This is a genomic window from Streptomyces sp. NBC_01571 (assembly GCF_026339875.1).
Taxonomy (GTDB): Bacteria; Actinomycetota; Actinomycetes; order Streptomycetales; family Streptomycetaceae; genus Streptomyces.
The window spans coordinates 8,803,082-8,826,990 of sequence record NZ_JAPEPZ010000001.1 but is presented as its reverse complement, the minus strand read 5'-3'; the positions used below and the strand labels follow the sequence as shown (position 1 = coordinate 8,826,990).

The 23,909-nt window shown below is 70.9% G+C and carries 19 protein-coding genes and 2 pseudogenes; 3 read left to right on the top strand and 18 right to left on the bottom strand.

The window, feature by feature from the left end; all coding sequences use genetic code 11:
- Positions 1-50: 50 nt before the first annotated feature.
- The 18 genes from OHB41_RS39505 to OHB41_RS39425 all read right to left on the bottom strand — a co-directional run bounded on the left by OHB41_RS39505 (position 51) and on the right by OHB41_RS39425 (position 20,396).
- Positions 51-1,451: an aspartate aminotransferase family protein gene (locus tag OHB41_RS39505; protein ID WP_266704338.1), complete on the bottom strand. Its 1,401-nt coding sequence runs from the start codon at positions 1,449-1,451 to the stop codon at positions 51-53.
- Entirely contained in the window at positions 1,448-3,346 is a 1,899-nt protein-coding gene (gene dxs, locus OHB41_RS39500) for a 1-deoxy-D-xylulose-5-phosphate synthase (RefSeq protein WP_266704336.1), read from the bottom strand. Before dxs ends, OHB41_RS39505 begins: the two co-directional genes overlap by 4 nt.
- A 28-nt stretch (positions 3,347-3,374) precedes the next feature.
- Positions 3,375-4,532, bottom strand: a complete 1,158-nt coding sequence (ispG, locus tag OHB41_RS39495; protein WP_266704334.1) for a flavodoxin-dependent (E)-4-hydroxy-3-methylbut-2-enyl-diphosphate synthase — start codon at positions 4,530-4,532, stop codon at positions 3,375-3,377.
- A 4-nt stretch (positions 4,533-4,536) separates the two neighbouring features.
- Positions 4,537-5,559, bottom strand: coding sequence for an adenosyl-hopene transferase HpnH (gene hpnH / locus OHB41_RS39490; protein ID WP_266704332.1), 1,023 nt, complete (start codon positions 5,557-5,559; stop codon positions 4,537-4,539).
- Positions 5,560-5,564: 5 nt separating this feature from the next.
- Complete coding sequence (locus tag OHB41_RS39485) at positions 5,565-6,206, bottom strand: 5'-methylthioadenosine/S-adenosylhomocysteine nucleosidase family protein (RefSeq protein WP_266704330.1); 642 nt, start codon at positions 6,204-6,206, stop codon at positions 5,565-5,567.
- Positions 6,206-8,209, bottom strand: coding sequence for a squalene--hopene cyclase (shc, locus tag OHB41_RS39480; RefSeq protein ID WP_266704328.1), 2,004 nt, complete (start codon positions 8,207-8,209; stop codon positions 6,206-6,208). Before shc ends, OHB41_RS39485 begins: the two co-directional genes overlap by 1 nt.
- A 149-nt stretch (positions 8,210-8,358) precedes the next feature.
- Positions 8,359-9,489 carry a polyprenyl synthetase family protein gene (locus OHB41_RS39475; RefSeq protein WP_266704326.1) on the bottom strand — a complete coding sequence of 377 codons (1,131 nt, stop codon included), beginning with the start codon at positions 9,487-9,489 and terminating at the stop codon, positions 8,359-8,361.
- Positions 9,486-11,027 (bottom strand): hydroxysqualene dehydroxylase HpnE, encoded by a 1,542-nt coding sequence (hpnE, locus tag OHB41_RS39470; RefSeq protein WP_266704324.1) that lies wholly within the window; start codon positions 11,025-11,027, stop codon positions 9,486-9,488. The genes OHB41_RS39475 and hpnE overlap by 4 nt, the downstream gene beginning before the upstream one ends.
- Positions 11,024-11,164, bottom strand: coding sequence for a DUF6380 family protein (locus OHB41_RS52420; protein WP_353962913.1), 141 nt, complete (start codon positions 11,162-11,164; stop codon positions 11,024-11,026). The genes hpnE and OHB41_RS52420 overlap by 4 nt, the downstream gene beginning before the upstream one ends.
- On the bottom strand, positions 11,164-12,114 hold the full coding sequence (hpnD, locus tag OHB41_RS39465) for a presqualene diphosphate synthase HpnD (protein ID WP_266704322.1): 951 nt from the start codon (positions 12,112-12,114) through the stop codon (positions 11,164-11,166). The genes OHB41_RS52420 and hpnD overlap by 1 nt, the downstream gene beginning before the upstream one ends.
- On the bottom strand, positions 12,111-13,013 hold the full coding sequence (gene hpnC, locus OHB41_RS39460; RefSeq protein ID WP_266704320.1) for a squalene synthase HpnC: 903 nt from the start codon (positions 13,011-13,013) through the stop codon (positions 12,111-12,113). Before hpnC ends, hpnD begins: the two co-directional genes overlap by 4 nt.
- 358 nt (positions 13,014-13,371) lie before the next feature.
- On the bottom strand, positions 13,372-14,145 hold the full coding sequence (locus OHB41_RS39455) for an ABC transporter ATP-binding protein (RefSeq protein WP_266704318.1): 774 nt from the start codon (positions 14,143-14,145) through the stop codon (positions 13,372-13,374).
- Positions 14,138-15,067 (bottom strand): ABC transporter permease, encoded by a 930-nt coding sequence (locus tag OHB41_RS39450; RefSeq protein ID WP_266704316.1) that lies wholly within the window; start codon positions 15,065-15,067, stop codon positions 14,138-14,140. The genes OHB41_RS39455 and OHB41_RS39450 overlap by 8 nt, the downstream gene beginning before the upstream one ends.
- Before the next feature lie 99 nt (positions 15,068-15,166).
- Complete coding sequence (locus OHB41_RS39445; protein ID WP_451289673.1) at positions 15,167-16,039, bottom strand: glycosyltransferase family 2 protein; 873 nt, start codon at positions 16,037-16,039, stop codon at positions 15,167-15,169.
- An 8-nt stretch (positions 16,040-16,047) separates the two neighbouring features.
- Complete coding sequence (locus OHB41_RS39440; RefSeq protein WP_266704312.1) at positions 16,048-16,827, bottom strand: CDP-alcohol phosphatidyltransferase family protein; 780 nt, start codon at positions 16,825-16,827, stop codon at positions 16,048-16,050.
- Positions 16,805-17,866 (bottom strand): iron-containing alcohol dehydrogenase family protein, encoded by a 1,062-nt coding sequence (locus OHB41_RS39435; protein WP_266704310.1) that lies wholly within the window; start codon positions 17,864-17,866, stop codon positions 16,805-16,807. The genes OHB41_RS39440 and OHB41_RS39435 overlap by 23 nt, the downstream gene beginning before the upstream one ends.
- Positions 17,854-18,606, bottom strand: a complete 753-nt coding sequence (locus OHB41_RS39430) for a phosphocholine cytidylyltransferase family protein (protein ID WP_266704308.1) — start codon at positions 18,604-18,606, stop codon at positions 17,854-17,856. The genes OHB41_RS39435 and OHB41_RS39430 overlap by 13 nt, the downstream gene beginning before the upstream one ends.
- Positions 18,603-20,396 (bottom strand): DUF5941 domain-containing protein, encoded by a 1,794-nt coding sequence (locus OHB41_RS39425; RefSeq protein ID WP_266706476.1) that lies wholly within the window; start codon positions 20,394-20,396, stop codon positions 18,603-18,605. The genes OHB41_RS39430 and OHB41_RS39425 overlap by 4 nt, the downstream gene beginning before the upstream one ends.
- Positions 20,397-20,777: 381 nt before the next feature.
- Between OHB41_RS39425 and galE the strand changes: the two genes are divergently transcribed.
- The 3 genes and pseudogenes from galE to OHB41_RS39410 all read left to right on the top strand — a co-directional run.
- A complete protein-coding gene (gene galE / locus OHB41_RS39420; RefSeq protein ID WP_266704306.1) occupies positions 20,778-21,755 on the top strand; it encodes a UDP-glucose 4-epimerase GalE in 978 nt (325 codons plus the stop codon).
- 136 nt (positions 21,756-21,891) lie between these two features.
- Positions 21,892-22,831 (top strand): annotated as a pseudogene (locus OHB41_RS39415) (cation diffusion facilitator family transporter).
- Between the two features lie 300 nt (positions 22,832-23,131).
- Positions 23,132-23,866 (top strand): annotated as a pseudogene (locus tag OHB41_RS39410) (SAM-dependent methyltransferase); the annotation flags it as partial.
- Positions 23,867-23,909 lie beyond the last annotated feature (43 nt).

Here is a 23,909-nt window from a genome sequence, read left to right as displayed (position 1 = left end):
CTGTCCCGTGATCCCCGCGCACTGATCCACCGGTGATTACGGGACAGCCCTTAGCGGTTCGCCACCGCCTGCTTGACCAGCGTCTTCCCGAAGTCCCACATCAGCCCGCCACCGCTGTGCGCGTCGTCCATCACGGCGACGAAGGCCTCCATGAACCGGTCCACGTCCCGCTCACCGACGATCAGCGGCGGGATCAGTTTGATCACCTCCAGGTGGTCCCCGGAGACCTGGGTGAGGATGCGGTGCCGCTGCAGCAGCGGGACGACGACCATCTGCGCGAAGAGCCCCTTGCGCGCGGCCTGCAGCATGGTCCAGCGGCTGCGCAGCTTCAGCGACTTGGGCCGTCCGAACTCGATGCCGATCATCAGCCCCCGGCCGCGGACGTCGCTGAGCAGCTCGTACGTGTCGACGAGCGCCGCGAGCCGGGTCTTCAACTGCTCTCCCGTGGCCCGCGCGTTCGCGACGACCTGCTCGTTCTCCATCACCGAGAGCACGGCGAGGCCGGCCGCCATGGCCTGCGCGTTGGACCCGAAGCTCGCCGAGTGGACGAGGACCCGGTCCATCGACGAGTAGACCTTCTTGAAGATCCAGTCCTTGCCGAGGGTGGCGCCGACCGGCACGTAGCCGCCGGACAGAGCCTTCGCCACGCAGACCAGGTCGGGTTCCACGCCGTCCTCGTGCTGGTAGGCGTAGAAGTCCCCGGTCCGCCCCAGACCCGTCTGCACCTCGTCGGCGATGAGCAGCGCCTTGTGCCGGTGCAGCAACTCCTGGGCGGCGCGCAGATAGCCGGGCGGGGCCTCGTGCACGCCCTTGCCCTGGATGGGCTCGACGATGAGCCCGGCGACGTCGCCCCGCTTCAGCTCGCGGGCCAGCGCGTCGAGGTCGCCGAGCGGGACGGCGGTGTCGGGCAGCAGCGGGGCGAAGCCGTCACGGAACCCGTCCTCGCCGTTCACGGACAGCGACCCGGTGGTCAGCCCGTGGAAGGCGTGGGAGCAGTAGAGGATCCTCGGCCTGCCGGTGGCGTACCGGGCGAACTTCAGGGCGGTCTCCACGGCCTCCGTACCGCTGTTGGCGAAGAACACCCGGTCCAGGTGCGGGCTGTGCGCGAGCAGCTTCTCCGCCAGCAGTCCGGGCAGGGGCTGGCAGTCGAAGCGGGTGAGGTCGGCGAGCGAGGCGTCCAGGACGTCGTGCAGCGCCTGGCGGACGACGGGGTGATGGCGGCCCAGGCCCATCACCCCGAACCCGGCGAGCATGTCCAGGTAGTCGTTGCCGTCCGCGTCCCAGAAGTGCGCGCCCTCGGCCCGCTCGTACACCTTGTCGAAGCCGATGGTGTGCAGCATGCGCGGGAGCTGGTGGTTCAGGTACTTGGTGTGCAGCTCGTAGCGCTCGGCCCCGCGCTCGGCCAGCAGCGCGCCGAGGTCGAACTCCCGTTTTCCGGAAGGGGTGGTCATTCCTGTTTCTCCTTGGACAGCTCGTCCTTGACTGCCAGGCCGGCCCCGATCCGCCCGGCGATCTCGACGGGCGTGAGCCCGATGTCGGCCAGCACTTCCGCGCGCTTGGCGTGCGCGAGGAACTGCTCCGGAATCCCGAACCTCCTTACGGGTACGTCTACTTCGGCGTCCCCCAGGGCCAGCGCGACCGCCGAGCCCACGCCGGCCGCCCGGCTGTTGTCCTCGACGACCGCCACGAGCCGGTGTTCGGCCGCGAGGCCGGGCAGGGCCGGGTCGACGGGTTTGACCCAGCGCGGGTCGACGACCGTGCAGCCGATGCCCCGGGCCTCCAGCAGTTCGGCGGCTTGGAGGCAGACCGGCGCCATGACGCCGACGGCCACCAGGAGGACCTGCGGGGTCTCGGCGGACCGGTGCAGGACGTCGAGGCCACCCACCCGGTCGGTCGCCGGGATCGCCGGGCCCACCGACTCCTTCGGGAAGCGGATGAGTGTCGGCGCGTCGTCGACGGCGACCGCCTCCCGCAACTGGGCGCGGAGTTGGTCGGCGTCGCGCGGCGCGGCGATCCTGAGGCCCGGCACGACCTGCAGGACGGACATGTCCCACATGCCGTTGTGCGAGGCGCCGTCGACGCCGGTGACACCGGCCCGGTCCAGTACGAAGGTGACGCCGCAGCGGTGCAGCGCGACGTCCATCAGGAGCTGGTCGAAGGCCCGGTTGAGGAAGGTGGCGTAGACGGCGACGACCGGGTGGAGGCCGCCCGTGGCGAGTCCGGCCGCGGAGACCGTGGCGTGCTGCTCGGCGATCCCGACGTCCCACACCCGGTCGGGGAACCGCTCGGCGAACCTGCCGAGTCCCACCGGGTGCAGCATCGCCGCCGTTATCGCCACGACGTCCTCGCGCTCCTCCCCGATCCGGGCGATCTCGTCGCCGAACACCGAGGTCCAGGAAGGCCCGTTGGAGGGCGCGAGCGGCTCGCAGGTGAGGGGGTCCATCACGCCCACCGTGTGGAAGCGGTCCTCCTCGTGCGCGAGCGCGGGTTCGTAGCCGCGGCCCTTCTCCGTCAGACAGTGGATCAGCACCGGCCCGTGGAAGCGCTTCGCGCGCCGGAGCGCGGACTCCACGGCTCCCGTGTCGTGTCCGTCGATCGGACCGACGTACTTGAGTCCGAGGTCCTCGAACATGCCCTGCGGTGCGAAGGCGTCCTTGAAGCCCTTCTTGGCGCCGTGCAGGGACTCGTAGAGCGTGGGGCCGACGACGGGCGTGCGCAGCAGTACGTCCTTGCCCCAGGCCAGCACCCTCTCGTAGCTGTCCGTCGTCCGCAGGGTGGCGAGGTGGTTGGCGAGGCCGCCGATGGTCGGCGCGTACGAGCGTTCGTTGTCGTTGACGACGATGATCAGCGGACGGTCCTTCGCGGCGGCGATGTTGTTCAGCGCCTCCCACGCCATCCCGCCGGTCAGCGCGCCGTCGCCGATGACCGCGACGACATGGCCCTTCTCCCCCTGCACCTGGCGGGCCTTGGCGAGGCCGTCCGCCCAGCCGAGCGCCGTGGAGGCGTGGCTGTTCTCGATGATGTCGTGCTCGGACTCCTCGCGCGAGGGGTAGCCGGACAGGCCCCCCTTGCCGCGCAGCTTGGAGAAGTCCTGACGTCCCGTCAACAGCTTGTGCACATAGCTCTGGTGACCGGTGTCCCACAGGATGCGGTCGACGGGTGACTCGAAGACCCTGTGGAGTGCGATGGAGAGTTCCACCACCCCCAGATTGGGCCCGAGATGTCCACCGGTCCTGGCGACCGCGTGCACCAGGAACTCCCGGATCTCATCGGCCAGTTCACCGACCTCCGCCTCGGACAGCGCCTTCAGGTCGCGTGGTCCCCGGATGCTCTCCAGAATCGTCACGCTCGGGCCCCCTCTCGGTCCGTGCTGATCAACTCACGGTGACGGCCGGTTCCCCGGACCCGACGCCGTCGTTCTCCATCTGCTCGGCGATCTTCATCGCTTCCTCGATGAGGGTCTCGACGATCTTCGACTCGGGCACGGTCTTGATGACCTCGCCCTTGACGAAGATCTGCCCCTTGCCGTTGCCGGAGGCGACCCCCAGGTCCGCCTCCCGCGCCTCGCCGGGGCCGTTGACGACGCAGCCCATGACCGCGACGCGCAACGGGACCTCCATCCCCTCCAGACCGGCCGTGACCTCGTCGGCCAGCTTGTAGACGTCCACCTGGGCGCGCCCGCAGGACGGGCACGAGACGATCTCCAGGCGCCGCTGCCGCAGGCCCAGCGACTCCAGGATCTGGATACCGACCTTGCACTCCTCGGCGGGCGGCGCGCTCAGGGAGACCCGGATGGTGTCCCCGATGCCCTCCGCGAGCAACGCCCCGAAGGCGACGGCCGACTTGATGGTCCCCTGGAACGCCGGCCCGGCCTCCGTGACGCCCAGGTGGAGCGGGTAGTCGCAGGCCGCCGCCAGTTGGCGGTAGGCGTTTACCATGACGACCGGGTCGTTGTGCTTCACCGAGATCTTGATGTCCCGGAACCCGTGCTCCTCGAAGAGGGACGCCTCCCACAGCGCCGACTCGACGAGCGCCTCCGGCGTCGCCCTGCCGTACTTCTCCAGCAGCCGCCGGTCGAGCGAGCCCGCGTTCACACCGATCCGGATGGGCGTGCCCGCCTGGGAGGCGGCGCGCGCGATCTCCTTCACCTTGTCGTCGAACTGCTTGATGTTGCCCGGGTTCACCCGCACCGCCGCGCAGCCCGCGTCGATGGCGGCGAAGACGTACTTCGGCTGGAAGTGGATGTCGGCGATCACCGGGATCTGCGACTTGCGGGCGATCGTCGCGAGGGCGTCCGCGTCGTCCTGCGTGGGACAGGCGACCCGGACGATCTGGCAGCCGGACGCGGTGAGTTCCGCGATCTGCTGCAGCGTGGCACCGACGTCCGACGTACGCGTCGTCGTCATCGACTGCACGGAGACGGGTGCTCCTCCCCCGACCGCCACCGGTCCGACCTGGATCCGCCGTGACACACGGCGTTCCGCGATCGGTCGGACCGGCACCTCGGGGAGGCCCAAGGAAACGGCGGTCATGACGTCACCCGCGGCCTTCCGTGAACGTCTCGCGGGCGGCGCGCAGGGACTCCTTGAGGGAGCCCATGGTGGCGAGGACGGCGGTCGGCTCGTAGCCGCAGTGCGCCATGCAGTTGGCGCACCTCTCGTCCTTGCCGCGGCCGTAGGAGTCCCAGTCGGTCTCCTCGAGGAGCTGCTTGTACGTCTGCACGTACCCGTCGCTCATCAGGTAGCAGGGCTTCTGCCAGCCGAAGAGCGAGTAGCTCGGGATCGCCCACGCGGTGCACGGGAAGTCGACCTTGCCCTCCAGGAAGTCCAGGAAGAGCGGGCTCTGGTTGAGCCGCCAGCGGCGCCGGTTGCCGCCCGCGAAGGCCTTCTTGAACAGTTCCCGGGTCTGCTGGACGCCGAGGAAGTGCTCCTGGTCGGGGGCCTTCTCATAGGCGTAGGCGGGCGAGAGCATCATCTCGTCCACCTTCAGGTCGTCGTTGAGGTAGTTGAGGACCTCGATGACGGTCTGCGGGGTGTCGGTGTTGAAGAAGGTCGAGTTGGTGGTGACCCGGAAGCCGCGCCGCTTGGCCTCCTTGATGGCCTCGACCGCCTCGTCGAAGACGCCTTCCTTGGCCACGGACTCGTCGTGCCGCTCACGCAGCCCGTCGATGTGCACGGCCCACGCGAAGTACGGCGAGGGCTTGAACTTGTCCATCTTCTTGCGCAGCAACATCGCGTTGGTGCACAGGAAGACGAACTTCTTCTTGGCCACCAACTGCCGCACGATCTCGTCGATCTGCGGGTGCATCAGAGGTTCGCCGCCCGCGATGGACACCATCGGGGCGCCGGACTCCAGCACGGCGCCCACGGCCTGGGCCACCGGCATCCGCTGCTTGAGCACGCCGGCGGGGTGCTGGATCTTGCCACATCCCTCGCACGCGAGATTGCACGCGAAGAGGGGTTCCAACTCGACAATCAGCGCGAACTTGTCCCGCTTCCTGAGCTTCTGTTCAAACAGGTATGCAGCGACCTTCATGGACTGCCGAAGTGGCATGGCCATATGGCTCACCTCCGAGGGAGCAGCAAAGAACGGTGCCATTCAAAGAAAGCGGGAAGGATGGCACGAAGAACACGGAAGGCTGATATTCCTCCGCGCACCGTGCCGATACGGACGAGTTCATGTTCTGGAGCGTCCACGACCACCCGGACGGCCGCAACCGGACGGGGGCCCGCGCGGACGGCGCTGTACAGCGTGGCCGCGGACTCCATGTCGACCGCGATGGCGCCGGTCGCGAACAGGTCCGACCGTTCGTGACCGCGGACGACGTGGTCGGAGCCGGTGAGCGGCCCCGTATGGACGGTGCGCCCGGGCACGGCGCGCACCAGCTCCTTGACCAGCAGCTCCGTGCCCACGCACGGAGTGCTCCCGCGCCGGTCCCGGGTCTCCTCGGCGACCACCAGGTCGCCGGGGTGCATGCCCGGGGCGAGCCCCGCGCAGAAGCCCGTGGCCAGGACGGCGGCCTCGCGCAGCGCCGGGCCGGCGAGGACCCGGCCCAGCGAGAGCTCCGCGGCCCTTGGTCCCATGCCGGTGCGCAGGACGGTGACGGGCCCGTCGGAACCGCTCCGGTCGCCGGTGCGCAGGGCGAGGTGCTCGATGCCGAGCGCGCAGGCGATCAGCAGCGGGGCCGGTTCGGGCTTCGTGCTCATCAACCCCCCTTGACCTCGGCGAACGGCTCGCCGTTGACATAGCGGCCGAGCGCGGTGAGCGGGAAGACCTGCCGGTAGAGGTGGTAGTTGATCGAGAAGTCCCACGGGAACCCGGTGCCGGTGAAGTACGGCTCGTCCCAGGAGCCGTCGGGCAGCTGGGTCTCCGCGAGCCAGGCGATACCGCGCTCCACGGCCTTGGAGTCGCGCTCCCCGGCCGCGAGCAGCGCGAGCAGCGCCCACCCGGTCTGCGAGGCGGTCGAGGCGCCTTTGCCGCTCCACTCGGCGGCGTCGTCGTAGGAGCGCAGGTCCTCGCCCCAGCCGCCGTCCTCGTTCTGGACGGTCTCCAGCCAGCCGACCGCCCGGCGGATCGCCGGGTGCGAGGCGGGCAGTCCGGCGGCCGCCAGGGCGGGCACCACCGATCCCGTGCCGTAGATGTAGTTGACGCCCCAGCGCCCGAACCAGGAGCCGTTCGGCTCCTGTTCGGCGAGCAGCCACTCGATGCCCCGGCGGGTGCGCGGGTCGTGCGAGAGGCCCTCCACCGCGAGCATCTCCACCACATGCGCGGTGACGTCCGCGGACGGCGGGTCGATCACCTCGCCGAAGTCGCAGAACGGCAGCCGGTTGGGGAAGGAGCTGGTGTTGTCGACGTCGAACGCGCCCCAGCCGCCGTCCTTGGACTGCATGCCGAGGTTCCAGCGCACCCCGCGCCCGATCGCCTTCTCGAGGCGTTCCGGGTCGTGATGGCGCACACGGCGCAGCGCGAGGACCACCTCGGCGGTGTCGTCGATGTCGGGGTAGTTGTCGTTGTGGAACTCGAACGCCCAGCCTCCCGGCGGGAGATGAGGCCGCTTCACCGACCAGTCGCCGGGTCTGACGATCTCCTCGCCGAGCATCCAGTCCGCGGCCTTGACCAGCTGCGGATGGTCGGCCGGCAGGCCCGCGTCGGCGAGCGCGATGGTCGCCAGGCAGGTGTCCCACACGGGCGACTGGCAGGCCTCGATCATCCGGGCCCCGTCCTCGCGCCAGACCGTGAAGCGGTCCAGGGACTCCAACCCGGCGCGCATCACCGGGTGGTCGAGGTCGTAGCCGAGCAGGTGGAGCGCGATGACGGAGTACACCGCGGGCGGCTGGATACCGCCCCAACAGCCGTCGTTCTCCTGCCGTTCGATGATCCAGCGAGCCGCCGCGTTCATGGCGGCACGGCGCAGCGGCCCCGGCGCGACCTTGCGGTACTGGTGCAGCGCCTTGTCCAGCCGCTGGAAGACGCCGTTCCAACTCGCCATGGGGGCCGTGGGCCTGAGCGGACTGGGATTGCCCGGGTCGGTGTGCAGCTCGTCCAGCGGGAACGGCGCGGGCCGCACAGGTCGCTTCGCCGAGACGATGGTGAGCGGCACGATCGTCTGCCGCGCCCAGCATCCGAAGTCGTAGATGTTGAGTGGCATCCACTTCGGGAAGTAGATGAGTTCCGGCGGGAGTTCGGGGAGGTCGTCCCACTTCCACCAGCCGAACAGGGCGAGCCAGATCCGGGTGAAGACGCGGGCCGAGGCGATGCCGCCCCGCTCACGGACCCACGCGGCGGCCTTCGTCATGTGCGGCGCGTCGGGGGCGTCCCCGGCCAGCCGCAGGGCGACGTACGCCTCGACGGTGGCGGAGATGTCGCCCGGGCCACGGTAGAAAGTGGCCCAGGCGCCGTCCTCGCGCTGCTCGCCGCGGATGAACAGACCGGCGGCGTGGGTGGTCGTCTCGTCGAGGATTCCCAGGAACTGGCGCAGGAGCAGGTCCTCGGCGTCCATCGTGACGTTCGTCTCGAGGTCGCCCTTCCACCAGCCCTCGGCGTCCTGCCGCGAGAGCAGGTAGCCGGTGGCACGCTGTATGGCGTGCTTGGCGACGTCTCGGGTCTCGACTGTCCCGGCCGCCACGGGAGTCGTCTCTGGCTGGATTTCGCTGGCCGCGGCCGCGCGGGGCGGCAGTGCCCCGGTGCTTCCGTCGGTCGTCGCTGTCATGGCTTCCCCTTCGTGCAGTGGTACGTCTCTGCTGTGGGTCCGCCGTCGGCCGGTGCGTCGCTCTCATGGGTCCCCTGTTCTCGTACGGAGCGGAGAACCCGGGGAGACACCGGCCGGCGACTACGCGAGGATTATTCGACCGATAGTGATCATCTCTTTCGTACGACGACGAAGTCGGCGAGCGCGACGAGTTGGGCCCGCACCTCGTCGGACATCTCGACGGCGTTCAGGGCCTCGATGGCGATGGTGTGCTGACGGCGTGCCTCCTGGGCGGTCCACTCGCGGCCGCCCGCCTCCTCGATGAGCGCGGCGCGGGCCGCGAACTCCTCCTCGGAGAAGTTCTCGAAGTCGCTGGCCTTGGCGTCCTCGGCGAGCAGCCGGCCGAGCCGCTCCGAGGCGGGGCCGCCCGCGGCGAGCGCCGCCACGACCGGCAGGGACTTCTTGCGCTGGCGCAGATCGCTCCAGGTCTGCTTGCCGGTGGCCTCCGGGTCGCCCCAGATGCCGAGCAGGTCGTCGACGGCCTGGAAGGCCAGGCCGAGGTGGTAGCCGTATCGTTCCAGCGTGTCGGCGGTGCGGTCGTCCGCGCCGCCGAGGACCGCGCCGATCGAGCAGGCGCAGGCGAGCAGGGCGCCCGTCTTGTTGCCCTCCATCTCCAGGCACTCCTCGACGCTGACCCGGTCGCGGTGCTCGTAGGAGATGTCCTGTGCCTGGCCGTCGATGAGGGCCCGGGTGGCGGTGGTCAGGCGGCGGGTGGCGCGGCCGGCCTCGGCGGTGCCGAGTTCGAGGAGGACCTCGTTGGCCAGCGCGAACAGGGCGTCGCCGACCAGGATCGCCTGGGCGGGGCCGTGCACCTTCCAGACGGTGTCGCGGTGGCGGCGCTGCTCGTCGCCGTCCATGAGGTCGTCGTGCAGCAGCGAGAAGTTGTGCACCAGCTCCACCGCGACCGCGCCGGGCACGCCGACCTCCGGGGCGGCGCCCGCGGCCTGCGCGGACAGGACGGCCAGCGCCGGGCGCACGGCCTTGCCCCCGTCGCCGTCGGCGGGGTTGCCCGCTGCGTCGATCCAGCCGAAGTGGTAGGCGGCGACGGTGTCCATGGGCGACGCCAGGCGGTCGACGGCCGCTTTCAGCACCGGTGTGGCCAGGGTCCGGCCGCGCTCCAGGAGCGCGGTCACGTCCACCGCGTCGGCAGCCGATTCGGCCGGGGGCACAGTGGGCACAGTCTCTCCTCTTGTTGCGGTACCGGGGGTGCGGGGGTCCACCGCGCGCTGCTCGACCCTCACCTGAGTCCACCTCGCGGCGAAGCGCCGGTTCCCGCCGGTGTTCGGCCGGGGGCCCGAGGGGTGTCTCCCGGCAGGGTGGGGGCCGTCTCCTCGAACGCGAGGAGGTGATCGCGGGGCCGGCCCAGGGCGCCCAGCGCGGCTCCGGCCGCTCCGGCACCGCTGCGGACCGCGCTCTCCATGGTCGCGGGCCACCCGGTGGCGGTCCACGCGCCGGCCAGATACAGGCCGGGAGCCTTGGTGCGGGCGCCGGGCCGCAGCCGCCCGACGCCAGGGGCGGGGGCGAACGTCGCGGTGCGCTCCCGGGTCACGAAGAAGTCCTTCACCTCGGCGTCGCGGGCAGCGGGCAGCAGCCGCTCCAGCTCCGTCAGATAGCGCTCGCGCAGCACGGCGACGGTCTCGTCGATCTCGTGCTGCGCGGCCGACTGGGACAGGGCCAGGTACTGCCCCTCCCGCAGTCCGGACGCCTCGGTGCGGTCGAAGACCCACTGCACCGGGGAGCCGAGCGCGGCGAAGAACGGACGCGTGAGCACCTTGCGGTCGTAGACCACGTGGACGTTGAGGATCGGCGCGGTGCCGATCTCCAGGAGTCGCTCGGGGGCGTCCAGCGCGCCCGCGGGCAGCAGATCGTGCGCCTCGCGCTGGGGTACGGCGAGCACCACGGTGTCCGCGTCGAATGTCCCGCCGGGAACCTGAACGCTCCAACGCCCGTTCTCGTTGAGGGAGATGGAGGTGACTCGTGTACGGACCTCGGTACGGACGCCCGCGGAGTCGAGCGCCTTGCGGGCCAGTGTGTCGTGCAGTTCGCCCAGCGGGACGCGCGCCCAGCCGATGTCGGCCGCGCCCGGGTCGGACAGCAGACCGGTCTTGAACACCATCGCGGCGAGCCCGAGCGACGAGTCGCCGGCCACCGCGTTGAGGGTGGCGACCCCCACCAGGTCCCACAGTGCCTCGACGGCACGCTCCGACTGGCCGTGCCCGGCGAGCCAGCTGCCGAAGTCCTGGTCGTCGAGCGCCGGATCGTCGAGGTCGAGCGCCTTGAGCGCCAGAGCGGCACGGCCGACCTTGGCGCGCTCGGTGAGCGACAGATGCTGATAGGTCGCCAGGCTGCGTGCGAGATGCAGCGGCACCGGCAGCGCGGTGCGGCCGATTCTGCCGAGCCGTCGTCCCGGAGTGCCCTCCGCGTCGAGAACGGGCACGTCGAGACGGTCCTGCACCGGCGCCAGCGAGGTCGCGTCGATGCGGTCGAGGAACCACCGGTAGGCGGTGCAGCAGCGCAGGAACACGTGCTGGCCGTTGTCCACGGTGAGCTCGCCGCGCTGGAAGGAGAAGGCCAGCCCGCCCAGCCGCGGCCTGCCTTCGAGCAGCGTCACGCGCACCCCGGCGTCGGCGAGCGAGAGGGCGGCGGTGATCCCGGCGAGCCCGCCACCGACGACCACGGCGGATGTCCCGGGGCCGGCCGCACCGGCGGGCGTCCCGGAGCGGCCCGCGCCGGCCGGACCGTCCGCGTCCGGCTCCCCCGGCTGCGTGGCCTCGCTCATCGTGTGCCCTCCCCCTTCGGCCCGCCGCGATCCTCGAACGGTGTACGACCGGCCGTCGCAGTCAGGGACGCCACGGACCGCCGGAGGGTTGCGTGCCGCTTTCCTCCGGTGGAATCACCTTGGCCCAGATTGTCCATCAGGTGCGCCTCCTGACGGTGCGGCGGGACACGTGCCGCGCGTCCAGGCCGGAGAGGCCGCGCACGGCGACGTACGCCTTTTCCCGGCCCGGCAGCGAGACGCGGCCGCGCAGCACGGCCTCCGGCTCCCGCTCGATGCGGTCCAGCAGCCGCCGGTAGATGCCGGCCATGGCCGCGACGCAGGCGCCGCTGCGCCGGTCCAGCATGGGCAGCAACCGGTAGCCCTCCGCGAAGAGGGTGCGGGCCCGTCTCACCTCGAAGTGCACCAGGCCCGCGAAGTCGGAGCCCTCCGGCGGCTTCGACCCGTTGAACCCGGCCGAGCAGCCGAACTTGGCGAGGTCGTCGGCGGGCAGATAGGTGCGCCCGTCCGCGGCATCCTCACGTACGTCGCGCAGGATGTTGGTGAGCTGGAGCGCGAGCCCGAGCGTGTCGGCATACTCCGGCGCGCGTTCGGCGCCGCGCGCCCCCGGTTCCGTACCGAAAACGCCGAGCGAGAGCCGCCCGATCGCCCCGGCCACGCACCGGCAGTACACCTTCAGGTCGTCCCAGGTCTCGTACGTCTCACCGCGTACGTCCATCAGGACGCCGTCGATGAGCTCGTCGAGGCCGCCGAGCGGCACCGGGAAGTACGCCGCGGTGTGACTGAGGGCGACCGCGACCGGGTCGGTGTCGTCCTCGTCGACCCGGCCCTCACGGACCCGGGTGAGCAGCGCCCTGGTGTCCTGGAGGCGGGCCGCCTTCACATCCGGTGCCAGCGTGCCGTCGCCGATGTCGTCGACACGCCGTGAGAACGCGTAGAGCGCCGACATCGCGCGACGCTTGGGCGTCGGGAGAAGTCGGATGCCGTACGCGAAATTACGCGCCTGCTGACCGGTCACTGCCTCGCAGTAGCTGTAAGCGGCGAGTACCGGTGCGGACACGTGTTGTTCCGACTCCACGGTCCGGATCACCCCTTTCCTCGCAGAGTCACTCCCACCTCGCGCAGCAACTGGAGCTTGCCGGGCTTGGGCGGGCCGGGAAGTACGTCGTATTCAGCGACGGCAATCGCACGGATTGCCGCCCTTCCCCCTGCCACGAACCCCGCGAGCAGCAGCTTCAGCCTGCCGTGGACGCTACCCACGAGGGGGGTGCCTTCATTCAGGAGGTGGAGCGCGCGTTCTGCTTCGTATGCAACCAGCGCGCGCACCGATGCGCCTGCTGTGGCCGTGGCGAGATCCGCCTCCTGGACATGGAAGCGCTTCATATCCTCGGCGGGCAGGTAGATGCGGTCGCGGCCGAGGTCCTCGGCCACGTCCTGGAGGTGCTCGACGATCTGCAGCGCCGTGCACACCGCGTCGGAGCGGCGGACCCGCTCGGGCGTCGAGGTGCCGGTGACCGAGAGGACCAGGCGCCCGACCGGATTGGCCGACAGCTCGCAGTAGGCCAGCAGGTCGTCGTACGTCTCGTACCGCGTGACGAGCTGGTCCTGGCGGTTGGCCCCGATCAGGCCCAGGAAGGGCTCGGGGGTGAGGCGGGAGCGGCGGACCGTGGGCTGCAGGCGGCGCAGCAAGGGGTGGAGCGGGGTCGAGTCGAACACCCGGTGGAGGTCCGCTTCGAGGGCGTCGAGGAGCACGAGGCGGTCCTCGGCCTCCTCGGGCGACACGCCGAGCAGCCGGGCGTCCGTGCCGCCGGGGGCGAGATCGCCGTCGCCGATGTCGTCGACGAGGCGGGCGAAGCCGTAGACGGCCATCAGGTCGTCGCGCCAGGCCCTGGGCAGGAAGAAGGGCGCGACGGGGAAGTTCTCGTCGGCGGCCTTGTCGAGGGTGCCGCGCTCCGGATCTCCGGTGCGGGCCGTCCCGGCTTCGGTCACCGCTCGCCACCCGGCGCGAGGACGGCACACGCATCGCGGAGCTGGAGAGTTTCCGTAGCCATTGCCGTCACATCTCCCGTTCTACACTGCCGACCCAATACTGCCCATTTCGGACACGCCGCCCGGAGGTCCGCGCAGCGCGCGGGTACCGGGCGTAGCGCAATATCGCCCCACTTGGCGCGATTCAGCACCGGTACAGCTTACGTTGTACAACGCTGCACGGACCGTCGGGGTGTCCTGCACATCACAACAACACACCGATTGGCGTCAAGATTCCTACGCACAGCAGGAGTTGGCTTTCCCTTTGCAGACGCAGGGCCCCGCCGAACCGTTCCGGCGGGGCCCTGGGCGAGACGGGTTATTTGCCCGTGAACTTCTCGTACTCCTTGAGGACCTCTTCGGTCGGCCCGTCCATGCGCAGCTCACCGCGCTCCAGCCAGAGCACGCGGTCGCAGGTGTCGCGGATCGACTTGTTGTTGTGACTGACCAGAAACACCGTGCCCGCGCTCTTGCGCAGCTCGCGGATCCGCTGCTCAGAGCGCTTCTGGAAGGAGCGGTCGCCGGTGGCCAGCGCCTCGTCGATCATCAGTACGTCGTGGTCCTTGGCGGCCGCGATGGAGAAGCGCAGCCGGGCCGCCATGCCGGAGGAGTACGTGCGCATCGGCAGCGTGATGAAGTCGCCCTTCTCGTTGATGCCCGAGAAGTCGACGATCTCCTGGTAACGCTCCCTGATCTGCTCGCGGGACATGCCCATCGCGAGCCCGCCCAATATGACGTTCCGCTCGCCCGTCAGGTCGTTCATCAGGGCCGCGTTCACGCCGAGCAGGGAGGGCTGGCCGTCGGTGTAGACCTTGCCCTTCTCGGCGGGCAGCAGTCCGGCGATGGCCCGCAGCAGCGTGGATTTGCCGGAGCCGTTGGAGCCGATCAGGCCGATGGCCTCGCCGCGGTAGGCGGTGAAGGAGACGCCCTTGACGGCGTGCACCTTGCGCACGCCCCGTTCCTCGCCGCGCTTGACGATGCGGCTGAGCGCGGCGGTGGCGCTGCCCTTGCCGGTCTTGGCGCCGTTCACGCGGTAGACGATGTGCAGCTCGTCCGCGATGACGGTGGGGATGTGGGACACCTGGTCAGCCACGGCCGTACCTCTCTTCCGCCTTCCAGAAGTACACGAATCCGCCCGCGGCGAAGAGCACGGCCCAGAAGGTGGCGATCGCCCATACGTGCGGCGGCAGGTGGGAGGCACCGTAGCCGTCGATCAGCGCGTAGCGCATCAGGTCCATGTAGATCGCGGCCGGGTTCACCTGGAGCGCGCGGATGACCCACTCCGGGCGGCCGACGAGCATGTTGCTGATGGAGAACATGACACCGGAGGTGTACATCCAGGTGCGCAGTATGAACGGCATCAGCTGGGCGAGGTCCGGGGTCTTCGCGCCGAGCCTGGCCACGATGAGCGCGAGGCCGGTGTTGAAGAGGAACTGCAGCGTGAGCACGGGCACGATCAGCAGCCAGGACAGGCCCGGGTAGCTGCCGAACGCGATCGCCACGACGAACAGCACGAGCATCGAGAACAGCAGCTGCTGGAGCTGCTGGAGCGCGAAGGAGATCGGCAGCGAGGCGCGCGGGAAGTGCAGCGCGCGCACCAGCCCGAGGTTGCCCGAGATCGCCCGGACGCCGGCCATGATCGAGCTCTGCGTGAAGGTGAACACGAAGACGCCGGTCACCAGGAACGGGATGTACGTGTCGTGCGACATGCCCCGGCTGGCCTTCAGGATCAGACCGAAGATGAAGTAGTACACGGCGGCGTTCAGCAGCGGCGTCGCCACCTGCCACAGCTGGCCGAGTTTGGCCTGGCTGTACTGGGCGGTGAGCTTGGCCTGCGAGAAGGCGAGGATGAAGTGCCGCCGCCCCCACAGCTGACGCACGTACTCGCCGAGGCCGGGCCGCGCACCGCTGACCGCCAGCCCGTACTTTCCGGCCAGCTCGGCGGCGGAGAGCCCGCCATCGGGCGACGGGTGGTCGCTCACCGCGACCGCTCCGTCCTGCGTTGTGTCACTCACAAGGGGAAACTTTCGTCTTCGGGATGCGCACGGCCGGGTCGGTCAGGGCCATGGACACGGGACCGGGGTCGGGACCACGTGCTCACGGGAACGAGCTTGTCAGATGACGGGAGGACGGCCCAGTCTGCTCAGGCGCCACACCGTACGCCACTTCATGGGACGCCTCCGTCCGCACGAGCTGGTCCAGCCCTCCTTGAAACCGCCGAACCAGGCCTTCAGCGCGGGTCCGGAGGGGCGGCGGGCCAGCGTCAGGAGCAGCCAGACGCCCAGATACACGGGGACGAGCGGTGCGGGAAGGTTCCGGCGGGCGAGCCAGACACGGTTGCGGGCCACCATCCGGTGGTAGACCGCGTGCCGCGAAGGCGCCGTCGTCGGGTGGTACAGCACCATGTCGGACCGGTAGTCGATCATCCAGCCGGCGTCCAGCGCCCGCCAGGCCAGGTCGGTCTCCTCATGGGCGTAGAAGAACTCGTCCGGAAGTCCCCCGACCTGGCCGAAGACCTTCGTACGGACCGCGTTGGCGCCGCCGAGGAAGGTGGTGACGCGCGAGGAGCGCATCGGGTCGGAGGCGCGCAGCCGCGGCACGTGGCGGCGCTGGGTCTCGCCGGTCTCCGGGTCGGCGATACGGAAGCTGATGATGCCGAGCGCCGGGTCGGCGGCGAAGGCACGGCGGCACAGCTCGGCGGTGTCGTGGGTGGCGAGGAGCCCGTCGTCGTCGAGGAAGAGCAGGATGTCGACGTCGGCGCCGCCGGGTCCGAAGGCCTCGATGCCGACGTTGCGGCCGCCGGGTATGCCCAGGTTCTCGGGCAGCTCGACGGTGCGTATGCCTTCCGGGACGTCCGGGACGGGCGACCCGTTGCCCACCACGACCACCTCGACCCGGTCACCGTCCTGCTTGGCCACGGAGTCGAGCAGGGCCCGGAGCTCGTCAGGGCGGTTGCCCATGGTGATGATGACCGCGCCGACCTTCATCGCCGCGCTCACTTCAGCCTGCTGGAGGCGAGGATGGACACGAGGTGCAGCAGGGTCTGCACGAGCGCGATGCCCGCGAGGACGGCGGTGCCGAGCCGGGTGAAGAACAGGTCTCCCCTGACCTGGTCGGCGATCGCGAGGACCAGGATCAGCAGGGTCGCCTCGATGCCGAGGATCAGCCGGTGGAACTTGAGCGCGGCGGCGGCCCGGCGCGCGAAGGCCATGCCGGAGGAGCGGGGCTCGGACGCGGCCTCCTTGACCGGCGGCAGTCCGCTCTGGTGGCGGGCCACACCGACGAGGTCGGTCTCGGCCTTGACCAGGATCGCGCCGAGGGCCGCCAGCGTGCCGAGGAAGGCCCACAGCCAGTCGACGCGCCCGCTGCCCCACAGGTCGGCGGCGCGCAGCCCGAGGCCGACGAGGACGGCCGCGTCGGTCAGATAGGCGCCGACGCGGTCCAGGTAGACCCCGCCGAGCGAGTACTGCTTCTTCCAGCGCGCGATCTCGCCGTCGACGCAGTCCAGGAGCAGGTACAGCTGGACCGCGACCACGCCGAGCACGGCGCCCGCGATCCCCGGCACCAGCAGGGCCGGGGCCGCGAGCACGCCGCAGACGGTCATCAGGTACGTGAGCTGGTTGGGCGTGATCCTGGTGTTCACCAGGTAGCGGTCGCAGCGCAGCGAGATCTCTCGCATGTACAGGCGTCCCGCCCAGTGCTCACCGCTGCGCCGGTCCTTCACCCCTGCGGGATGAACGACGGGGCGGAGTTCAGCTACTGATGGCCTTGGCATAGTCGGAGTAGATGTCCTTGATCTGGTGGGTTTTCAGGTCGAGGTGTTCGAGGATCGTGTAGCGGCCTGGCCGGGTCTGCGGGGCGAACTCCACGACCTGGACGAACTCGTCCACCGTGAAGCCGATCTCCTCGGGCAGCACCGGCAGCCCGTGGCGGTGCAGCACCTCGGCCATGTACACCGACTCCTCGTGCGCCCCCCGCAGGTACATCGCGAAGGCCGCCCCCAGGCCGCACTGCTCGCCGTGGCTCGCGGCGCGGCGGGGGAAGAGGAGGTCGAACGCGTGGTTGATCTCGTGGCAGGCGCCCGACGAGGGCCGGGAGTCGCCCGAGACCGACATGGCGATTCCGCTGAGGACGAGCGCCTCGGCGAGCACTTGGAGGAAGTCGTTGTCCCCGATGCCGCCGGGGTGGCGCAGCACGGCCTCGCCGGCCTGCCGTGCCATCGCGGCGGCCAGGCCGTCGATCTTCTCGCCGTTGACGCGGTGGGCCAGCTCCCAGTCCGCGATCGCGGAGATGTTGGAGACGGCGTCACCGATGCCGGCCCGGACGAAGCGCGCGGGTGCCTCGCGGATCACGTCGAGGTCGATGACCACCGCGATCGGGTTCGGCACGCCGTAGGACCCGCGGCCCGCGTCGTTGTCGAGCGTCGCGACCGGGGAGCACAGGCCGTCGTGGGCGAGGTTCGTCGGCACGGCGACCAGGGGGAGGCCGACCCGCGCGGCGGCGAACTTCGCACAGTCGATGATCTTGCCGCCGCCCAGGCCCACGACCGCGTCGTAGTGGCCCGCTCTCATGTCGCCGGCCAGCCGGATCGCGTCGTCGAGGGTGCCGCCGCCGACCTCGTACCAGGTGGCGCCGGGCAGGGCCGGGGCGAGCCGCTCGCGCAGCCCGGCTCCCGAGCCGCCGCTGACCGCGACGGCCAGCTTGCCCGAGTGGGAGATCCGCTCGTCGGAGAGCACGCTCGCCAGGTCGTCCAGGGCACCCGGACGGATGTCGACGACGACCGGCGAGGGGATGAGCCTCGTCAGTACTGGCACGCGATCTCACGTCCCTTGGCGAGGTCCTCGTGGTTGTCGATCTCGACCCACTTGACATCGCCGATGGGGGCCACGTCGATCCGGAAGCCGCGGTTCACGAGCTCCTGGTAGCCGTGCTCGTAGAACTGCTGCGGGTCCGTCTCCCAGACCGTCTTCAGCGCGTCGGCGAGGTCGGCCGCGGCCTCGCCCTCGATGAGGGTGACGCCGATGTACTCGCCGGTGGCCTCGGCCGGCTCCATGAGCTTGGTGATCTTCCGGACGCCCTTGTCGGGGTCCACGACGACCTTCATCTCCTCGTCGGCGAGCTTCTTGACCGTGTCGAGGGCGAGGATGATCCGCTTGCCGTCGCCGCGGGCGGCGAGCAGCGTCCTCTCGACGGAGACCGGGTGCACGGTGTCGCCGTTGGCGAGGATCACACCGTCCGTGAGGGCGTCACGGCCGCACCACAGGGAGTAGGCGTTGTTCCACTCCTCGGCCTTGTCGTTGTCGATGAGGGTGATCCGGAGGCCGTACTTCTCCTCCAGGGCCGCCTTGCGGTCGTAGACGGCTTCCTTGCGGTAGCCGACGATGATGCCGACCTCGGTCAGACCGATCTCGGCGAAGTTGCCGAGGGTCAGGTCCAGGACCGTGATGCTGTCCTCTATGCCCGCGGGACCAACCGGCACGAGAGCCTTGGGGAGGCTGTCGGTGTAGGGGCGCAGACGCCGTCCGGCGCCGGCCGCCAGCACGAGGCCGATCATGCGGGTTCTCCTTCATCGTGTACGGCGGGCGCCCCGGAGGACGCCCAGAAGCGGATGCTCTCGAAGAGCACCAGCACGGCCACGGCCACGGCGAGCGCCGTGAGCGCGACCTCGAACTGTGCGGCGGTGAGCACCGCGGCCAGGACGGTGACCAGCAGCGTCCTGCCTTCGTGCCCCCCGGTCGCCCGCACCAGCCAGCGCGGCGGCGCGCCCGCGTTGCCGCGGATGCGGTACACCGTGTCGTAGTGATGGTAGGCGACCGCGGCCACCAGGCCGAAAGCCGCGGGAAGCACTCCGTTCACGTCGGCTTTGACTGCCAGTACCAGAACGGTGAGGTACTCGGCGGCACGGAAGACCGGGGGGACCAGCCAGTCGAGGGCACCCTTGAGGGGGCTGACGACGGCGGCGGCGGACATCAGTGTGTAGACGACGGCGAAAACGACGGTCTGCCAGCCGGAGCCCCACAGCACGGCCGAGGCGACCACGAGGAGTCCGCCGACGAAGGCGCTGACGGGCGCCGTGTGCCGGGCGGTGCCGCGGGCGAGGCGGACCAGCAGGTCGACGAGCGGTCCGCTGTCCGCGAGGTCGGCCAGCGCCTGTGCCGCCCGGTCCGTGCGGCGGGCCTTGCGGGTCAGCGAGCGCAGCACCCGGCCCGCCGTGGTGTACGTCGCCGCGAAGGCGCAGCCGACGAGCAGCGCGTAGAAGGTGATCCGGGGTGTGGTCAGCGCCGTGAGAACGGCGATCATCGCCCATCGTTCGCCGATGGGCAGGACTATCATCCGGCGCACCCAGACCGTCCAGCCGACGCTGTCGAGCTTGCCGGAGAGGGCCGCGGTGGGGCTGGTGTTGGCGGTGGCGTCGTGGTTCGCCTCGTTGAAGGAGAAGTCGACGACGTGCCGGCAGGTCTGCAGGATCATCGCGCCCAGGGCGAGCGCCCACACGTCGTCGCCGCCGCGGGCCGCGCCGAGGGCGAGGCCCGCGTAGTAGGCGTACTCCTTGGCCCGGTCGAAGGTCGCGTCCAGCCAGGCGCCGAGCGTCGAGTACTGCAGGGAGTAGCGGGCCAGCTGCCCGTCGGTGCAGTCCAGGACGAAGGAGAACAGGAGCAGCAGGCCGGCCGCGACGAACCCGGCGCGGGTGCCGGTGGCGGCGCAGCCCGCGGCGATCAGCGCGGTCAGCAGTGAGGCGGTGGTGACCTGGTTCGGGGTCAGGCCTCGGCGGGCGCACCAGCGGGCGAGGTAGCGGGAGTAGGGGCTGATGCAGTACGTGGTGAAGAAGCCGTCGCGGGCCTTCACGGCGCTGCGCAGCCGGATGGCCTCGTCGTCCACGGCGGAGACGGCCTGCCGGATCTCGTTGCGTTCCTGCGGGTCGCCGGGGACGGCGGCCACCAGCGAGCCCAGCTCGGGGTGGTGCACGGCGACGCCGTCGGCGTCGAGGGCCGCGGTGAGACGCCCCGCGAGGTTGTCGGTCGCGACGGCCAGGCCACCGGACACGGAGCTCTCGCGGGCCATGGCGCGGGTCAGCGCCCGGCGGGCCTCGGGCTGCACGGACACGGCGCCGGGCACCGCGGAGGCCGGGAACCGGGGGTCCGTGAGGCCGAGGCGCAGAGCGTGCGGGTGCCCGACGAAGCGGGCGTCGACGACGGCGACCCGCTCACCTGCCGGTACGGCGGCCAGCAGGGTCTCGGCGTCACCGGCTTCGACGGCGGACCGCACGTCGAACCCGAGCGACCGCAGATCGCCCTCGAGCGACGATCCGGGGACCGGCTGGCCGGTGAGGATGGCGGTCGACAGCGAACTCACTCCCTGGGTGCCGGGCGGCCTCGCGCCGGCATGTGCGTGGTGGGACGGCCCGGGCCCGGGCCCTTTCCTCGTCCTCCCGTCGTCCGCCCCGAGGGCGGGCGGGAGGGCGCGGCCTGCGCCTGCGGCCGCCGGGCGGCATGTCGGCAGAGGCTATCGGATGATGAGAAGCGGGTGTTCACCACCCGTTCACGGTCCGATCAACCTGGTCTGCGTGACCGTCCGCGCCGCGATCATCATCGGTGATCCGGGGTCCGCGCGACAAACCGCGACCCCAGACCGGACCATTGCCGGCATTGCGTACGAGAACCGGCGCACCGGTCCGGAACACGGCAGGACGGGCGCGGTACCGGGCCCGGCATAGGGTGGTCGTCCATGACATGGCTGATCACAGGCGGGGCCGGATACATCGGGGCACATGTGGCGCGGGCGATGGCGGAGGCCGGGGAGCGCGTCGTCGCCCTGGACGACCTCTCGTCCGGGGTGGCCCGGCGGCTCCCGGAGAGCATCCCCCTGGTGCAGGGATCGTCTCTGGACGGGGAGCTGCTCAAGCGGGTTCTCGCGGAGCACGCGGTGACGGGTGTGGTGCATCTCGCGGCGCGCAAGCAGGTCGGTGAGTCCGTGGACCAGCCCACGCGCTACTACCAGGAGAACGTGGGCGGTCTCGCGACGCTTCTGGAGGCGGTGGCCGGGGCGGGTGTGCGGCGGTTCCTGTTCTCCTCCTCCGCGGCCGTCTACGGCAACCCGGACGTGGACCTCATCACGGAGGACACCCCGTGCGCGCCGATGAGCCCGTACGGGGAGACGAAGCTCACCGGGGAGTGGCTGGTGCGGGCGGCGGGCCGGGCGCACGGCATCGCGACGGTGTGCCTGCGCTACTTCAACGTGGCGGGCGCGGCCACGCCGGAGCTCGCCGACACCGGGGTGTTCAACGTGATCCCGATGGTCTTCGACCGCCTCACCCGCGGCGAGGCCCCGCGGATCTTCGGCGCCGACTATCCGACGCCGGACGGCACTTGCGTCCGGGACTACATCCACGTCGCGGACCTCGCCGAGGCACACCTCGCGGCGGCCCGCCGGCTGGCGGGCGACGCGACGGGCGATCTCACCGTGAACATCGGCCGGGGCGAGGGCGTCTCGGTACGTGAGCTGCTCACGCTCATCGCGGAGGTCAGCGGTGACACTCGGGAGCCGGTCGTCGAGCCGCGTCGTCCCGGTGACGCGCCGCGCGCGGTCGCCTCGGCCGCGCTGGCCGCCCGGGAGCTGGACTGGAGCGCGCGGCGCGCAGTGCGCGAGATGGTCGCGTCGGCGTGGGACGGATGGCGGCTTCATCACCCCCCGACACAGGATTAACGATCTTTCCCCGCTCTGACCTGCGTCTCGTTTACGCAGGTCAGAGCAGATGACAACGGTGTTCAGTGCCGCCTTGGCCCGATACCCCCGCCCGTAGTTCACTGTGTTTCCGGGCAGCGGAGGGGAGGCGGCTTCCATGGGGGCTGGACACGACCACGGGCACACGCACGACGGGCCCAGGACCGGCACGGCGGCGGCCGCGTACCGCGGGAGACTGCGGGTGGCGCTGTCGATCACGCTGGCCGTGACGGTGGTCGAGATCACCGGCGGTGTCCTCGCCGACTCGCTCGCGCTCGTCGCGGACGCGGCCCACATGGCGACGGACGCGCTGGGCCTCGGCATGGCCCTGCTCGCGATCCACTTCGCCAACCGCCCCGCGGGCGGGAACCGCACCTTCGGCTGCGCGCGGGCGGAGATCCTCGCCGCGCTCGCCAACTGTCTGCTGCTGCTCGGTGTCGGGGGCTACGTCCTGTACGAGGCGGTCCAGCGCTTCGTGACGCCCGCCGGGACCGCGGGCGGACCGACCGGTCGCCGTCGGCCTGGTCGGCCTGGCCGCGAACACGGTCTCGCTCGCACTGCTGATGCGCGGCCGCCGGGACAGCCTGAACGTGCGCGGCGCCTTCCTGGAGGTGGCGGCGGACGCGCTGGGCTCGGTGGCCGTCGTCGTCTCCGCGGCGGTGATCATGACCACCGGCTGGCGGGCCGCCGACCCGATCGCCTCGATCCTCATCGGCGTCATGATCGTACCGCGCACCTGCAAGCTGCTCCGGGAGACGCTGAACGTGCTCCTGGAGGCGGCGCCCCAGCATGTCGACATGGCGGAGGTGCGCGCGCACATCGTGGCGGTGCCCGGCGTCGAGGACGTCCACGACCTGCACGCCTGGACCATCACGTCCGGCATTCCGGTCCTCTCCGCCCATGTGGTCGTCGCCGCGGACGTGCTGGACGCCGGCCGGCACGAGAAGGTGCTCCTCGAGCTTCGGGGCCGCCTGGGCCACCACTTCGACCTGGAGCACTGCACCTTCCAGCTGGAGCCGAGCGGACACGCGCGGCACGAGGCGAGGCTCTGCCACTGAGCGGGGCGCGGACCGGTCGCGCGGAGCGGAGCCTCGGACCGGTCGCGCGGACCGGTCGCGCGGAGCGGGAGACGGTCCGGCTTCGGCCGGTCGGGCGGCCCGGGAAACACGGGTGCGGGGCCGTACCGCCCGGTGCTAGCGTGGCGGCCTTCCGGCCGTCCGAGAAGGAGATGGGTCGATGACCGTCACGTTCGACGCCGCCGTGCGCGGCGACAGATGTGCCCCCGTCCTCCGGGTCCACGGCTGACCCACGCCGTACGGCGTACGCGGCGGCCCGGGCCCCGCATCCGAAGGCTGCTCATGCTGTCCGACCACGACGCCTCCCTCGAGGCCTTCTTCGCCCTGCACCACGGACTGCCCCGGCAGGGCCCCGGCTCCGACGCCACCACCCGGCACCTGCTCTCGCTCGCCGGTCCGCTGCCGGATCGCCCGCGCGTGCTCGACCTGGGCTGCGGGCCCGGCCGGTCCGCGCTGTTGCTGGCCGCTGAGGCCGGGGCCCGGGTGACCGCCGTCGATCTGCACGAACCGTTCCTCGACGAACTGCGGACGGCCGCCGAGGCGCGCTCCCTCTCCGCATCCGTCCACGCCGTCCACGGAGACATGGGCGAACTCCCCTACCCGGACGGTTCGTTCGATCTCCTCTGGGCGGAAGGCTCGGCCTACCTGATCGGTTTCGACACCGCGCTGCGCACGTGGCGGCGGCTGCTCGCCCCCGGTGGCACGCTGGTGCTCACGCACTGCTCGTGGACGGTCGGGATGCCGTCCGACCGGGCCCGCGCCTTCTGGGACGGACTGCTGCGCACGACCGCGGAGGACACCCGGGCCGCGATCGACGCCGGATACGAGGTCCTGGGCACGGTGCTCCTGCCGGAGTCCGACTGGCACGAGTACTACAGGCCGCTCGCCGCCCACGCGGAAGCGGCCGACCTCGCCCGGCCCGGCATGGCCGAGGCCGTCGCGGACACCCGGGCGGAGATCGCCCTGCGCCGCGCGCACGGAGGCGAGTACGGCTACGTCGGCCATGTGCTGCGTCCGGTGGCGGACGGCACCTGACCCGGCCCGGCCACCGTCCGAACCG

Excerpts from the sequence above, each read along its gene's own strand:
- OHB41_RS52420 (WP_353962913.1), bottom strand. The coding sequence starts at position 11,164 with ATGGACAATCTGGGCCAAGGTGATTCCACCGGAGGAAAGCGGCACGCA.
- hpnH (WP_266704332.1), bottom strand. The coding sequence starts at position 5,559 with ATGGCCATGCCACTTCGGCAGTCCATGAAGGTCGCTGCATACCTGTTT.
- OHB41_RS39440 (WP_266704312.1), bottom strand. The coding sequence starts at position 16,827 with ATGCCAAGGCCATCAGTAGCTGAACTCCGCCCCGTCGTTCATCCCGCA.
- OHB41_RS39445 (WP_451289673.1), bottom strand. The coding sequence starts at position 16,039 with ATGAAGGTCGGCGCGGTCATCATCACCATGGGCAACCGCCCTGACGAG.
- OHB41_RS39505 (WP_266704338.1), bottom strand. The coding sequence starts at position 1,451 with ATGACCACCCCTTCCGGAAAACGGGAGTTCGACCTCGGCGCGCTGCTG.
- OHB41_RS39485 (WP_266704330.1), bottom strand. The coding sequence starts at position 6,206 with ATGAGCACGAAGCCCGAACCGGCCCCGCTGCTGATCGCCTGCGCGCTC.
- ispG (WP_266704334.1), bottom strand. The coding sequence starts at position 4,532 with ATGACCGCCGTTTCCTTGGGCCTCCCCGAGGTGCCGGTCCGACCGATC.
- hpnE (WP_266704324.1), bottom strand. The coding sequence starts at position 11,027 with ATGAGCGAGGCCACGCAGCCGGGGGAGCCGGACGCGGACGGTCCGGCC.
- shc (WP_266704328.1), bottom strand. The coding sequence starts at position 8,209 with ATGACAGCGACGACCGACGGAAGCACCGGGGCACTGCCGCCCCGCGCG.
- OHB41_RS39430 (WP_266704308.1), bottom strand. The coding sequence starts at position 18,606 with ATGATCGGCCTCGTGCTGGCGGCCGGCGCCGGACGGCGTCTGCGCCCC.
- galE (WP_266704306.1), top strand. The coding sequence starts at position 20,778 with ATGACATGGCTGATCACAGGCGGGGCCGGATACATCGGGGCACATGTG.